12 protein-coding genes are annotated in these 14,396 nt (G+C 63.8%); 6 read left to right on the forward strand and 6 right to left on the reverse strand.

All coding sequences use genetic code 11. The features are described 5' to 3' along the window. Positions 1 to 40 precede the first annotated feature (40 nt). The 4 genes from HWX31_RS01775 to HWX31_RS01790 form a co-directional block, all read right to left on the reverse strand. Complete coding sequence (locus tag HWX31_RS01775; protein ID WP_174965734.1) at positions 41 to 1,339, reverse strand: MFS transporter; 1,299 nt, start codon at positions 1,337 to 1,339, stop codon at positions 41 to 43. 78 nt (positions 1,340 to 1,417) lie between these two features. Continuing rightward, positions 1,418 to 2,335 carry a dihydrodipicolinate synthase family protein gene (locus HWX31_RS01780; protein WP_174965733.1) on the reverse strand — a complete coding sequence of 306 codons (918 nt, stop codon included), beginning with the start codon at positions 2,333 to 2,335 and terminating at the stop codon, positions 1,418 to 1,420. Positions 2,336 to 2,337: 2 nt separating this feature from the next. Further along, on the reverse strand, positions 2,338 to 3,510 hold the full coding sequence (locus tag HWX31_RS01785) for an L-rhamnonate dehydratase (RefSeq protein ID WP_174965732.1): 1,173 nt from the start codon (positions 3,508 to 3,510) through the stop codon (positions 2,338 to 2,340). A 56-nt stretch (positions 3,511 to 3,566) separates the two neighbouring features. Next, a complete protein-coding gene (locus HWX31_RS01790; RefSeq protein WP_174965731.1) occupies positions 3,567 to 4,652 on the reverse strand; it encodes a 4-hydroxythreonine-4-phosphate dehydrogenase PdxA in 1,086 nt (361 codons plus the stop codon). 125 nt (positions 4,653 to 4,777) lie between these two features. On the opposite strand from HWX31_RS01790, the gene HWX31_RS01795 reads away from it, so the two are divergent. The 6 genes from HWX31_RS01795 (at position 4,778) to HWX31_RS01820 (ending at position 12,133) form a co-directional block, all read left to right on the forward strand. Next, a complete protein-coding gene (locus HWX31_RS01795) occupies positions 4,778 to 5,710 on the forward strand; it encodes a LysR family transcriptional regulator (protein ID WP_174965730.1) in 933 nt (310 codons plus the stop codon). A gap of 273 nt (positions 5,711 to 5,983) precedes the next feature. Then, positions 5,984 to 6,121 (forward strand): PAAR domain-containing protein, encoded by a 138-nt coding sequence (locus HWX31_RS01800; protein WP_174965720.1) that lies wholly within the window; start codon positions 5,984 to 5,986, stop codon positions 6,119 to 6,121. A gap of 41 nt (positions 6,122 to 6,162) precedes the next feature. Beyond that, positions 6,163 to 8,913 (forward strand): type VI secretion system Vgr family protein, encoded by a 2,751-nt coding sequence (locus HWX31_RS01805; protein ID WP_174965729.1) that lies wholly within the window; start codon positions 6,163 to 6,165, stop codon positions 8,911 to 8,913. Next, on the forward strand, positions 8,910 to 10,154 hold the full coding sequence (locus HWX31_RS01810) for a hypothetical protein (RefSeq protein WP_174965728.1): 1,245 nt from the start codon (positions 8,910 to 8,912) through the stop codon (positions 10,152 to 10,154). Before HWX31_RS01805 ends, HWX31_RS01810 begins: the two co-directional genes overlap by 4 nt. Further along, a complete protein-coding gene (locus HWX31_RS01815; RefSeq protein WP_174965727.1) occupies positions 10,081 to 11,010 on the forward strand; it encodes a hypothetical protein in 930 nt (309 codons plus the stop codon). The genes HWX31_RS01810 and HWX31_RS01815 overlap by 74 nt, the downstream gene beginning before the upstream one ends. 364 nt (positions 11,011 to 11,374) lie before the next feature. Continuing rightward, positions 11,375 to 12,133, forward strand: coding sequence for a hypothetical protein (locus HWX31_RS01820; protein WP_174965726.1), 759 nt, complete (start codon positions 11,375 to 11,377; stop codon positions 12,131 to 12,133). A gap of 101 nt (positions 12,134 to 12,234) precedes the next feature. Here the strand turns inward: HWX31_RS01820 and HWX31_RS01825 are convergent, their stop codons facing one another. Both HWX31_RS01825 and HWX31_RS01830 read right to left on the reverse strand, forming a co-directional pair. Then, positions 12,235 to 13,140, reverse strand: coding sequence for a hypothetical protein (locus tag HWX31_RS01825; protein ID WP_174965725.1), 906 nt, complete (start codon positions 13,138 to 13,140; stop codon positions 12,235 to 12,237). 204 nt (positions 13,141 to 13,344) lie between these two features. Then, positions 13,345 to 14,388 (reverse strand): AraC family transcriptional regulator, encoded by a 1,044-nt coding sequence (locus HWX31_RS01830; RefSeq protein WP_174965724.1) that lies wholly within the window; start codon positions 14,386 to 14,388, stop codon positions 13,345 to 13,347. Positions 14,389 to 14,396 lie beyond the last annotated feature (8 nt).

The raw sequence follows: 14,396 nt of genomic DNA on the forward strand, positions 1-14,396 counted from the left end.
AACGACGCCGCGACGAAGTCAAACTCATGTCGCACCGGGCTCACGCCTCGCAGCGTCTGGGCAGCGTGAACGTCAGCAGCCCGGCCACCGCGAGCGCGCCCGCGAGGCTGTACACGCCGGCGGCCGTGCTCACGTGCTGGGTCAGCACGCCGACCGCATACGGGCCGCAGAACCCGCCGAGATTGCCGAGCGCGTTGATCAGGCCGCGTGCGCTGCCGGCCGTCTCGACGCTGCACAGCTTCGGCGGAATCGCCCAGAACACGCCGGCCGCCGCCTGCAGGAAAAAGCCGCAGCCGATCAGGAATGCGTACGACACCGCCATCGTCGCCTGGAACCGCACCGACAGGAACAGGCATGCGGCGAAGCCGAGCAGCGGCAGCACGATGAACAGCCGCCGCCGGCCGGTCTTGTCCGACAAATACGACGTCGCGCTCATCCCGAGCATCGTGCCGACGTACGGCAGGATCGCCAGCATCCCGACCTGCGCCATCCCGCCGTGGGTGAGGTTTTTCAGGAGCGTGGGCAACCACAGCGTATAGCCGTAGATGCCGACCTGGTAGCAGAAGTTGATCAGCACGAGCCGCCAGATCGTCCCGTCGCGCAGCAGCGCGCCGAACGACGCCGCGGTCTTCTGCTCGCTCGCGCGCGCGGCTTCCCGCTCGGCGGCGAGCGCGTCGGCGATGTACGCCTTCTCGCGCGGCGAGATCCAGCGCGCGGTCTCGGGGCTGTCGTCCGCGAACGGCAGCCAGATCGCGAGGAACGCGAGCGACAGCAGCCCCGCGCCGTAGAACAGGTGGCGCCAGTCGTAGGTCGCGAGGATGTAGCCGGACAGCGGCGCGGTGATCATCCCGGCGAGCGGCACGAACATGATGACCATCGCGTTCGCGCGCCCGCGCTCGCGATCGGGAAACCAGTTGCTGACCATCGTCAGCACGACGGGCAGCATCCCGCCTTCGGCGACGCCGAGCAGGAAGCGCAGCGCCAGCAGTTGCCACGCTTCGGTGACGAGCCCCGTCAGCGCCGACAGCGCGGCCCAGCTCACGAGCGACCACGCGATGAACTTCTTGCCGCCGCCGAGCGCCGCGAGCCGGCCGCCCGGAATCTGCAGGAACAGGTAGCCGAAGAAGAAGATGCCGCCCGCGAGGCCGGCCATGCTCGCGCCGATGCCGAGGTCGGCGTTCATCCCGCCGGGCATCGCGAACGCGATGTTCACGCGGTCCATGTACGAGATGATGCACGCCATCAGGAGCGGCGGAATCACGCGCAGCCAGCGGCGGCGCGGAACGGGGGCGGCGACGTCGGCATCGTAGGCCGGGCTCGCCTGGTTCAGGGTGGTCATGGTGTCTCCAATATTTTTGGTGGGCCTGGACGCGGTCTTCTCGTGGACCTTGCGTCACCTTGCCGTTTCGCCGCGCGCCTATCGCCCCCAGCGCAGCACGAGCGGATCGAGCCGCCGCGCCGCGTCGAGCAGCCCCGCGCGCGTGTCCGGATGCAGGTCGGGCCACGGCGCGCGCGGCTTGTCGCACGCGATCACGCCGCCGGCCTTCATCAGCGCCTTCGCCGCGAGGAAGCCCGCCTGCCGGTTCTCGTAGTTGATCAGCGGCAGCCAGCGCGCGTACTGCTCGCACGCTTCGTCGCGGCGGCCGGCGAAATACGCGTCAGTGATCCGGCGAATCCCGTCCGGGTAGCCGCCGCCCGTCATCGCGCCCGTCGCGCCCGCATCGAGATCGGCCAGCAGCGTGATGCCCTCCTCGCCGTCCCACGGCCCTTCGATCGCGTCGCCGCCGATGCGGATCAGCTCGCGCAGCTTCGCCGCCGCGCCGGGCGTCTCGATCTTGAAGTACGACACCGCGTCGATCTCGCGCGCGAGCCTCGCGAGGCAGTCGACCGACAGCGTCACGCCGCTCGCCGGCGCGTCCTGAATCATCAGTGGAATGTCGAGCCCGTCGCTCGCTTCGCGGAAGAACGCATGGATCGACGCCTCCGGCACGCGGAACGTCGCGCCGTGATACGGCGGCATCACCATCACCATCGCGGCGCCCATGGCCTGCGCGCGCCGGTTGCGTTCCGCGCAGATCCGCGCACTGAAATGCGACGTCGTGACGATCATCGGCACACGGCCCGCGACGTGCTCCAGCACGGTGCGGGTCAGCAGGTCGCGTTCGTCGTCGCCGAGCGCGAACTGCTCCGAGTAGTTCGCGAGGATGCAGATGCCGTGCGAGCCCGCGTCGATCATGAAATCGATCGCGCGGCGCTGGCCGTCGAGGTCGAGCGCGCCGCCGTCGGTGAAGATCGTCGGCGCCACCGGAAAGACGCCCTGGTAACGTGCGCGCATGGTCACTCCACGATGTCGAACTGGTCGAGGAACTCGGTCTTCAGCGTGAGGCCGAGGCCGGGCACGTCGTCGCGCAGCTGCAGGAAGCCGTTCTCGGCCACCGGCTCGCCGTCGAAGATGTAATAGAACAGCTCGTTGCCGACCTCGACGTCGAACATCGGGAAGTACTCGCTCATCGGCGACGCGAGCGTGCTCATCGTCAGGTGGTAGTTGTGCATCTGCCCCGCGTGCGGGATCACCGGTACGCTGTACGCCTCGCACAGCGCGTTGATCTTGTGCGCCATCGTGATGCCGCCGACGCGGTTCGTGTCGTACTGGACCACCGACACCGCCTTGCGATCGAGCAGCTGCTTGAAGCCGTACAGCGAGAACTCGTGCTCGCCGCCCGAGATCGGAATGCTCGTCAGCCGGTTCAGCTCCGCGTAGCCGTCGATGTCGTCGGCGATCACCGGCTCTTCGAGCCAGCGCGGCTGGTACTTCTCGAGCTTCGGCAGGATGCGCTTCGCGTACTCGAGGTTCCAGCCCATGTAGCACTCGAGCATCAGGTCGTTGTCGTAGCCGATCACCTCGCGGATCGCCGCGACCGACTTCAGGTTCTCGACGACGCCCTGCTGCCCGTGCGCGGGCCCGTAGCCGAAGCGCATCTTGAACGCGCGGAAGCCTTCGTCGAGATAGCGCTGCGCTTCCGCCTGCATCTCGCTCAGGTCGGTGCGGTACAGCTTCGAGTAGTAGCAGGGAATCTTCTCCTTCGTGCGGCCGCCGAGCAGCTTGAACACCGGCTTGCCGACGCTCTTGCCGAGAATGTCCCAGATCGCGATGTCGACCGCCGAGATCGCCGCCATGCCGACGCCCTTGCGGCCCCACGCGTGGGTCGCCCGGTACATCCGCTGGTTCAGGTATTCGTAGTCCCAAGGGTCCTGGCCGATCACGAGCGGCGCGAGGTACTGGTCGACGATCGCCTTCGCGACGTGCGGCGCGAGCGCGACGTTGCCGAGGCCGACGATGCCGTCGTCGGTTTCGACCTCGACGACCGTCCATGCGTGGAAGCGGAACGTGCTCATCGTTTCCTGCGGCGCGTACAGCAGGTCCATCGCGTTCGAGCAGAAATTGCCCTGCGGCGGCACGGTCTTGCCTTTCCACTGGTACACGCGGGCGCGCACAGCCTTGATCTTCATTGTGTCGTCTCCTGATTTTCGGTTTCGGTTCGGGTGAGTCGAGCGGCGGGCGGCCGTCACGCGGAGGTGGTCTGCCGGCGATGCGCGGCGCCCATCCGGCACGCGATCTGCAGCGCCTGCCAGGTCGCGCCGACGTCGGCCGCGCCGCGTCCCGCGATGTCGTACGCGGTGCCGTGCGCGGGCGTCGTGATCGGCACCGGCAGCCCGCCCTGCACGGTCACGCCGCGCGAGAAGCCGAGCAGCTTGATCGCGATCTGCCCCTGGTCGTGGTACATCGTGACGATCGCCTGGTAGTCGCCGGCCTGCGCCTTCAGGAAGATCGTGTCGGCCGGGAACGGGCCGTGGAACGGCGCGTCGGTCGGCCAGTCGCGTGCCTGCAATGCGCGCACGGCCGGCGCGATCACGTCGATCTCCTCGCGGCCGCACATGCCGCCGTCGCCGCCGTGCGGGTTGAACGCCGCGATCGCGACCTTCGGCGCCGCGACGCCGTTCGCGAGCAGCGACTCGTAAATCAGTTCGGATGCCTGTTCGATCCGCTCGACGGACAGGTAGCGCGCGGCGTCCTTCAGCGGGATGTGCGACGAGATCCGCGCGGTCCACAGTTCGCCCAGCGTGTTGAATTCGCAGAAGTAGCCGGTCACGCCGAGGTAGTCCGCGAAGTGATGCAGCTCGTCGTCGTGCATGAGCCCGCCGAGCTTCATCGCGTGCTTGTTGAGCGGCGCGAAGCAGATCGCGTCGACGTCGCCGGCCAGCGCCGCGTCCATGCAGCGGTTCAGCACGTCGAGCACCGAGCGGCCGCCTGCCGGGCCGGCCTGAGCGAGCGTCACCTGGGCGGGATCGACGGTATCGATCGCGACGAACGCGGGCCGCGCGACGGACGGCCGGTCGCGCACGTCGGCGAGCGACGCGACCGGCTCGACGTCGACCTGCACGCCCGCGGTGCGCTGGCCGGCTTCCCACAGCCAGCGATCGCCGATCAGCACGAGATTGGCGTGCGTCACGGCATCGGGGCGCGCGAGCAGCTTCGCGATCAGCTCGGGGCCGATGCCGGCCGGGTCGCCCAGCGTCAGCGCGACGACCGGCAATGCCGGGTCTCCCGCGCGGGCCGGGCCGTGTGCCGGCATCGCCGAATTCGTCTGCATATTCGTCTCCTGTCTCTGCCTCTGGCCGGAAAGCGGCCGTTCGTCATGTGGGGTTCATGCTAGGTAGACGGAACACGCCGGTAAATTGAAAACTCTTGATGAATTGATAACCTGGGGTAATCGAATTGGGCTCGATCGACAGAAAGGATTCGACGCCGCAACTGCTGAACCGGCTGCGGATGCGCCAGGTCGCGCTGCTGCTGGCGGTCGAGGAGTGCTCGACGCTGCGCGCGGCGGCCGACCGGCTCGGCCTCACACAGCCGGCCGCGACCAAGATGCTGCGCGAGCTCGAGGATGCGCTCGGCCAGCCGCTGTTCGAGCGCGTCGGGCGCGGGCTCGTGCTGAATCCGGCCGGCGAGCGGGTGCTCGGCTACTTCCGCGGGATTCGCGGCAGCATGGAGGCGCTCAACCGCGAGCTGGCCGAACTGCAGCTCGGCAGCGCCGGGCGGCTCGCGATCGGCAGCATCATGGCCGCGACGCCCGGACGGCTCACCGAGGCGCTCGTGCAGCTGAAGTCACGCTATCCGCTGCTCGCGATCGACATCGCGGTCGACACCAGCGACAAGCTGATGCCGCAGCTTCAGGAAGGGGTGCTCGAAGTGGTGATCGGGCGCAACGTCGGCGCCGACTGCGAATTCCGCGCGGTCGATGACGAAGCGCTCGCGATCGTCGCCGGCCGCGACCATCCGCTCGTCGGCAGCGGGCCGGTCGAGTTCGCGGCGCTGCTCGACTATGCGTGGATCCTGCAGCCGGCCGGCAGCCCCGCGCGCGAAGTCGTCGAGCGCGAGTTCCGGATGCACCATCAGCCGATGCCGCGCGGGCTGGTCGAGACCGGCTCGATCCTGACGACGATGAGTCTCGTCGATCGCTCGCCGATGCTCGGCGTGATTCCACGCACGGTCGCCGAGCTAAATGCCGAGCACGGGATGGTTGCGATCGTCGACTACACGCTCGCGCAGAAGCTGCCGTCGTATGGGAGCCTCGTGCGGCGGGATCGGCCGCTTTCCGTTCCTGCGCAGCAGTTTTTGGCGTTGTTTCATCGGGAGGTGGGGGTGTAAATTGCGCTGGCGATACCGACGCAATGTCTTATTCGGCGCGGCGGCATTGTCCTTCCGCTGTTGCTCAGTACGGGATGCTTGCGACGCATCTTGGTTGAGGCATGCAAACCAATAGGAACAAACTCGATTCACATCGATGAATTAGGATAAGTCGCAATCCTAAATTGAAATACTTGATTTTGCTCGCCACCAATCGCCAATAATCATCTCAATAATTGCACATCATTTCCGGGCGAGGTAAAAGAACGACTTCCACCCTCGCACGAGTCGTTGATGAAAAACGAGCAAGGCCGCGCAATGGCCCGTTTGGACGACACCACCGATCACGGTGGCAACGTCATCGAAGCCGCTGACGATCTCAAGCATCACGGCATTGCATCGGCGATAAAACCGCTTGCGGCGCGACGCTGACGCGCGCCTGACGTCCGTTATTCCTTCGCCGGCAAATACCCATGTTCGAATCCATCCACAGCCGCACACTCGCCGTGTCGGGCTCCGCATTGCCGACGTGGGGCGGCCGGCCAGTGCTGTTCGCACGACGTGTATCCGGCACCGAGAAACTTGGCAAGCTGTATCGCTACACGCTGGAGTTGTCGACCGCCGACGATCGGACGTTACCGCCTTGGAAAGCGAAGCAACTCGTTTCGCCTCCGTCGCTGATCGGACAGGAAATCAGCATGACTGTCGAGTTCGACGGCCGGGGTGCGTTCATGCCGAGCATGCCCGGCGACAGCAGTCTGGGCAACCTGGGCGCAGGACGGCGCACGACTACCGGCCTCGTGACGGAAGTCGCCTGCACCGGCGAGGAGGGCCCGCGCGTGTTCTACCGTTTCACCGTGCGCCCTTGGCTGTGGCTGGCGACACGCAACCGGGAAAACCGGGTTTTCCAGAACATGAGCGTCGACCAGATTACCGATGCGGTGCTCAAGGATCGGCGTTATCGTGGCTTCCCTTTCGAGCTTCGGCTGGCGGCGGCCGGATTGAACGGGCGTTATCCGACACGCGACTACGTGCGGCAGATGTGGGAGTCCGACTATGCTTTTCTCACCCGGCTGTGGCGCGAGTGGGGACTGTACTTCTTCATGGATGGCTCCACGCTCGTGATTGCCGATTCGCCCGGCGCGCATCGCGCGCACGGCAACCTGTATGACGTGATCCGATACCACGCGCCCGACGGCGCACGCATCGACGAGGAGCACATTCATCGGCTCGACGTATCGCATGCGTTGACCGCCGGTTCCGTACACGTAACCGACTACGATTACACGAGGCCGCGCGCTCGTCTGGACGCCGATGTGAACCGCCCGAGCGATACGGCATTCGCCGACACCGAGCATTACGTGTTCGGCGACTATTCGCAGCCGCTCGCCGGCGTCACGGGGATGGCCGGCGAACCGAACGACCACGAACGGGAAGCGCGCCATCTGGCCGGTGTGCGCGTCGACGCGTTACGCGCCAAGGCTTTGCGAGTAACCGGCAAAGGCAATCTGCGTGGGCTGTCGGTCGGACACACGTTTCATCTGGTTGCGCATCCGGATGAGGCTGTCAACGTCGAATATCTGGTTGTGGCGACACGGTTCGATCTGCGCGACGTCGACGATACGACGCAGTCGACCGCGGAAGACGCCCACTACGCTTGCGTGACGAAGTTCGAGTTGCAACCCGCAAACGCGTTTTTCCGCAACGCGCCAAGAAAGAAGCCGACGTGCGGTGCGGAGACGGCCATTGTGGTCGGGCCTGAAGAACAGCCGATGTGGGTCGACGGCTACGCGCGAATCAAGGTCCGGTTCGTTTGGGATCGACGCAATGGGCCGGACGAGAATGCGAGCTGCTGGGTGCGCGTCGCGCAGCCGTGGCAGGGCAACGGCTTCGGATTCGTCGCGCTGCCGCGCGTCGGGCAGGAAGTGACCGTGCTGTATCACGAGAGTGATCCCGACAAGCCGTTCGTGATGGCGCGGCAAGTCAACGGCTTCAATCAACCTCCGTGGGAGCTGCCGAAGAACCAGGCGCTGACCGGCTGGCTCAGCCGCGCGCTGACGGGCAGCCAGTCGACGGCGGTCGTCTCCGACGACACGCCGGGAAAATTGCAGGTGCAGGTAGCGAGCGATCATGCGAAAACGCGCCTGGTGGTCGGCTACAACACGCGCATCGAAGCCGGTGCCGGGCGGATGGATGCGCGCGGCGAAGGCTGGGAACTGGCGACGCATGCTTGGGGCGTGGCGCGCGCCAATCGGGGGATGCTTCTCACCACCGAAACGCGCGAAGGCGCCGCGTCACCGGTCAAGGCCATGGGTGAAACGATCACGCGACTTACGCAGGCGCGTGACGTCCAGGAAAGTCTCACGGCGCTGGCTCAACGGCACGGCGCGCAGCAGCGACACGCAGACCAGAGCGAGGTCGCACGCGCGATCACGATTCAAAACGACGCCATTCGGGGCGTAACCGCGACACCCGATAAACCGTTTCCGGAATTCGCGCGCGCCGACATGGCGTTGTCGAGTGCCGAGGGCCTGGCTGTCACGGCCGCTCGCAGTGTGCATGTGGCGGCAGACGAGCATATTGCATTTACCAGTGTCGGGCATGTCGCGATTGCGACAGGCCGCTCCGTTTTTGCAAGCGTACGGGAGGTATTTTCGCTGTTCGTGCGGAAGGGTCTGAGGCTGATCGCGGGCACCGGCAAGATCGAGATCCAGGCGCAGCAAAACGACGTCGAGATCATCGCGAAGCAGGTTCTCGACCTGATCAGCGCCGCCGGCAGCATCCGGCTGACCGCTGCGAAGAGCATCGAACTCAAGGTCGACGGGACGGCCGTGCGGCTCGGCCCGGATGGCTTTCAGGTGCTCACGGGTGGCAAGTGCCATTGGTACGCGGGCGATCACCAGACGTTCGGGCCGCAGCCGATGCCGGTGAACGTGCCACTCACCGAAATCCAGGATGCGAAGGTTGCCGAGCATTTCGTGCTTCCGGACAACGGCTCCGGTATCGCCATGGCCCGGCAGCGCTATCGGATCACGCTGGACGACGGCCAGGTGATCGAAGGCACCAGCACCGAGCACGGTGAAACCTCACTCGTTGCGAGCAAGAGCATGCAGATTGCCAAGCTTGTCCTCCTGCGGGATGACGGCACGGCTTGCTCGATATTCCGCCCCGCGCTGACGAGGGACGCCCGTGCGGGGTTCGTGGATGGAGAAGATCAGGGATGAGCAAGACCGGAAAGCAACGCACCCACAAAGTGGGCACGCAGACACTGCGCGTCAATCGCGTACAGCCGACGACGCTCGGCAGGATGCCCCTCTATGCGATCTGTACGCCGGACCGGTGGGGGTTGCGATACTCGGACGAAGATCCCGATCGGCACGATCAGCTCATGTATCCGGTCGCAAGGGACTATGTGCGGGCGATCCAGAATGTGCTGGTGACGCAGGTGCAATGGGGTGACGCGTATTTCGGGCCTGCCGGCGCGACTCCGGTTCTGAAGCTTCACTGGCCTCTCGACGGGAAAGGTCAAACAGATAGGCTGGCCGACCTCGTCAGACCGATCATCACTGCCGCCCTGACGAGCCCTACGGCGGGTTTCGGCATTCCGGAACACGGCGTTCCTATCCAATTAGGTCTTTATGCCCCATCGCCAAACAACCCGCCTGGCGAACAAGGTGCATTCAGGCCGAACGACTGGAGTCTGCTGCTGAGCGTTTCCGAGCTTGCCCCGATGTTTCGTATCAGGAAGGCCGAGCCCCCATCAAACATGGCCGACCGCCGCCAGCAACTCGATCCGCTCAAGGTCTTTGCCGACACGCTGTATCACGAGGCGCGACATTGCCAGCAATGGTTCTGGATTTTCGCACTCGTGCAGCAGCATCCGGACAACTTCGAGACGATTCCGAATATCGCGAAATGGCCGTCCGTGCTATCAAATTCGTATTCGACTCACAATACGAGCGAAGGCAAATCTCAAGCGCAATCCATAGTCGAGCTGACGGCAAAGCATCGTATTCCGAACGACACGGCGACGTTGATCAGTCTCAAGCGCATGGCGATTGGTCAGTATGTTTATACATTGAATGTCTGGCGCCGGTTGAAGTATCGACCGCCGTATCTGGCCCATGCAACCGCCATGGAGAGCGAATATCAGCGCGCTCACGCGGCGGCCACCGATCTTCTACAACACGTAGGCATAGGAGGCACCCCGATTGACGTCGATGCGATGGTGGCTGAACCGAACACCTGCTACTGCGACTACACGGCCCGACCTTGGGAGAATGACGCATTCTTTTGCGGCGAGATGGCAACCGCCTACTGGGGCGCGGAACTGGGGCTGGCGCTCAAAACATATCAAGTGGATCAATGCAGCCGCGCATATGAGCTTGCCGATGCTCATCACAAGCTGGCTGTTCGCGTGGCCGGCGATCGCACAGGAGCCGAAGACGCCGATGGAGGCCACTGAGATGCGTAAAACGGCAACCGGCATGCAGATGACAGCCGAACAGCAAGCGACGCTAATGCGTTTTACCGAGATCGGGTTGCAATGGGTAGCAGGGAAGATGCGGTTCGATGAAGTCGTTCAAAGGCTAGGCAAGCCTGAATATCAATCGGAGCAGTTCGATATTGTCAAGTTTGCGTACTACCCAGGAGACGTGATGGCAATTTCTTTCACGTTCAACAAGCTGCATCCAGTAGAAGGAAAGCCCGGCATCGACACGTTCGGGATCAGAATCAAGGACGACGTGCACACGGATATTCCGTACGAACGCTTTGATCGACTCGGCTTGCACCGGATCGTGCGTGGCGAATCGATCGACGGGTTACGCACCGAGCCCGCCGATTTCTTCTCGCCCAGCGGCCGTGCGGACTTTACGCGCACCCTCCCCGAAAACTACGTCACGTTCAACTATCGCCTGTTGCTTCCGCCCGACTCGCTGTTCGACGTTTATATGGGAATAGACTACCTCGGTGAGTGGCGCAATCCGGACAGCGAGCCGACGTTCCACAACCTTCACAATGCAGTGGATCTGCGCGGCCTGAGCATCGGCCGTTATTACCTGCCCCCGGAACAGCTACAGCGACGTCAGCAGGCGAAGCGCCAAAAGTACGGTGAAATGAATCTCTGCACCGGGATGATCTGTCCGGAGACTGGCCTCTGGGAAGGCTGGTCGCAGAACGGGCCGACCGGCCAGTTTTATCTGGAGGCCGGCCGGAGATTTCCTGATGTGCGAACCATTCCCGCTCAAGTTCATTGGTATTGCGAACACGTTCCCGGCCGGTGGATGTGGTTGAAGGAGGATGATCGACACAAGAGCTAGGGCTGCGGAAAAATTCGGTGATGAGAAAAACGATCGTTCAGTATGTCTACGTGCTGAACGTCTGACGCAAGTACAACTACTTGCCGTCATGTGTGCAAAACCGGGCTTCACTGGAACGCGAGTTCCAGCGCGCGGGCGGGAGCCATTGATTTTTTACTACACGTAGCCATAGGAGGCACCCCGATTGATGTCGATGCGATGGTGGCTGAACCGAACACCTGCTACTGCGACTACACGGCCCGGCCGTGGGAGAACGATGCCTTTGTGTGTGGCGACATGGCTTTGGCCTACTGGAATGCCGAACTGGGGCTGGCGCCCAAGACATATCAAGTGGATCAGTGCAGCCGTGCATATGAGCTTGCCGATGCTCATCACAAGCTGGCTGCTCGCCTCGCCGGCGATCGCACAGGAGCCGAAGACGCCGATGGAGGTCACTGAGATGCGTGACACCGCAACCGGCATGCAGATGACAGCCGAACAGCAAGCAACGCTCATGCGCTTTACCGAGATCGGATTGCAATGGGTAGCGGGGAACATGCCGTTCGATGAAGTCGTTCAAAAGCTAGGCAAGCCCGAATATCAATCTGAGCAGCATGATCTTATTGAATTTGCCTACTTTCCCGACAAAGTGATGGCAATTTCTTTCACGTTCAACAAGCTGCATCCAGTAGAAGGAAAGCCCGGCATCGACACGTTCGGGATCAGAATCAAGGACGACGTGCACACGGAAATTCCGTACGAACGCTTTGATCGCCTCGGCTTGCACCGGATCGTGCGTGGCGAATCGATCGACGGGTTACGCACCGAGCCCGCCGATTTCTTCTCGCCCAGCGGCCGTGCGGACTTTACGCGCACCCTCCCCGAAAACTACGTCACGTTCAACTATCGCCTGTTGCTGCCGCCCGATTCGCTATTCGACGTTTATATGGGAATAGACTACCTCGGTGAGTGGCGCAATCCGGACATCGAACCGACGTTCCACAACCTTCACAATGCAGCGGATCTGCGCGGCCTGAGCATCGGCCGTTATTACCTGCCTCCGGAACAGCTGCAGCGACGTCAGCAGGCGAAGCGCCAAAAGTACGGCGAGATGAACCCGTGCACCGGTATGGTCTGCCCGTAAATGGCGATATGGCAAGCCTGGACATCCAACGGACCGACCGATGCACACGTCGTGCACAAAGGCCGGCCGTTTCCCGCAGCGCGTAACCTAACTTCGTGGCGTCACGTCATCGCTCGTCCGGCCGCTACGTCGACAGGCACTTCCCTGTCCAATGCCCTGGCGGCGAGCTCCCCGACCCAGTCTGCATCGGCGGGATCGACGACTCCATATTGGTCCGGCGGGAAAAAAACATAGTGGTGAGCCGCCGCAGCCAGACGCTCACATTCAGCGTGAGACAGCAGATAGGAAGTGACGGTCAACGGCACTGCCGGTCCACCAAATCTCAATCCGATACGGATATTGGTGCGTGGTGCAAATGCTATTGCCAATTCTCGCCCCGGGATCAACCGTTTCGTCTCCGAGGGAAACGTTGGCGGCCCGCACCAACTGTCTGCCGCAATTCGCTGATCCAGCACCAGCCAATGACCAACGGACGTTCGAGCCAGGACCCACTGCCTTACTCCGGCCCGGCTGGATTTGAGCTTGCCGTCGATCCATTCGTCAACGTAGAGGGGTTCTGCTGGATCGTAGTCGTCCGACCACACGATGATTGCCGAGCGTAACGTATGGCGCTCCAATTCGACATGCCCGTTGAACGGCATTTCGCGCCAGTACCGCTGTCGAGTACCGTACGTCGCGATGCACCAGTTCAGGCCGATCCAGGCCGCGATGAAGAGAGCCGTGACCCATATTACGGTTACGGCTGTTTCGACGACCGCACGATCGATATCAAAGGCCGGATCGACCATTCCGCGGTATGCAAGCATACCCAGCATATACGCGAACATCGGGACCAAAGGCCCGACTGCGACTGGCGCCAACAGAATGGCGAGCCAACTGCGGACATGCACTATCGCAGCCGACTTGGCGCGCGCGTGCTCCTCATCGCTCATCGCCGCGATTTCCCTCGCGGCAACTTCGTCGCTCGGGGTATGGAACCTCTCATAAATATTCTGGCGACTGGACATTCGCGGGAGTGTTTGGTGAAAGGGCGACAAATTAGGGGTTTCCTCACGGAGCTGATTCTTGCATACGTCAAGTCGCGGTGAACGACGTCAAGCATTCCGACGTGATCTTGACGATGACAGACAAGCACAAGGAGAAAGTGCTAGCGCTGTATCCTGCGGCGGCAGTAGCGCGCGGCACGGGCGGATCGCGTCCAGCCGTCACCGTTATTGCCGCACATCGCGCGACTTGCGAAACACCCCCGGCGCCACCCCATACCACCTCTTGAACGCCTGCGAAAAACTCGACAGGTCGCTGAACCCGAGCCGCTCCGCCACCTCGCTCAGCGTCAGCCGCTCGTCGCCGAGCAGCGTTTCGGCCATCGCTCCGCGCGACTCGGCCAGCAGCGCGCGGAACGTCGTGCCCTCGTCCTGCAGCCGCCGCTTCAGCGTGCGCGCGCTGGTGTTCATCAGCCGCGCCATGTCCTCGAGCGAAAACGGCGGCGTGCCCGGCGTCGAGCCCAGGTAATCGCGGATCATCGCCGCGGTGCCGACATGCGCGCGCCGCGCTTCCAGCAAGCGGGTGCACATCTGCTCGCACATCGACACCGTGATCGGGTTCGCCTGCGGCAGCGGCCGGTCGAGATACGTGCGGGCGAACGCAAGGCTGTTCGAACGCGCGCCGAACGTGGGCTCGACGCCGGCGATCCGCGGCACCGCAACGGCCGGCGCCGCGCCGCGCGCCGCCGCCGGACGCTCGGCCTGCAACGTAAAGCGCGACAACGTGAAATCCGCACCGCCCATTTCCTGCAGCAGCACGACCGCCGCGGTCATGTCGCGCTCCACGAGAAACCGGCTCAGCTCGCCGGCCAGCTCGGGCGCGCCGAAATTCAGCACGCAGCCGTCGTCGTCCTCGCGATACGTGATCACCGTGTACGCATAGGTGAGCGGCAGAAAGCGCATCGCGAGCTCGAGCGCGTCGCGCGCGGTGGCGCTCGCGATCAGCCCGTAGCCCCATACGCCGTAAGCCGAGAAGTGATAGCGCCGCCCGACCTCGAAGCCGAGGCCCGGCGGATGCCCGAGCAGCCGCAGCAGGTTGGCGGTCACCCGCAGCTCCTGGGCGGCCGTCACCTCCGCGTTCGGGTCGTCGAGCTGCGCAGCCGACAGCCCCGTGCCGGCCAGCAGCTTCGCGTTCGGCAGGCCGCGTTCGCCGCCGAAATCGACCAGCAGCCGCGCGCCGGCCGGACTCCGGGTGTAATCCTGGAAGCTCATGCGGAGAA

Source organism: Burkholderia ubonensis (assembly GCF_902833085.1).
In the GTDB taxonomy this organism is placed as follows: Bacteria; Pseudomonadota; Gammaproteobacteria; order Burkholderiales; family Burkholderiaceae; genus Burkholderia; species Burkholderia ubonensis.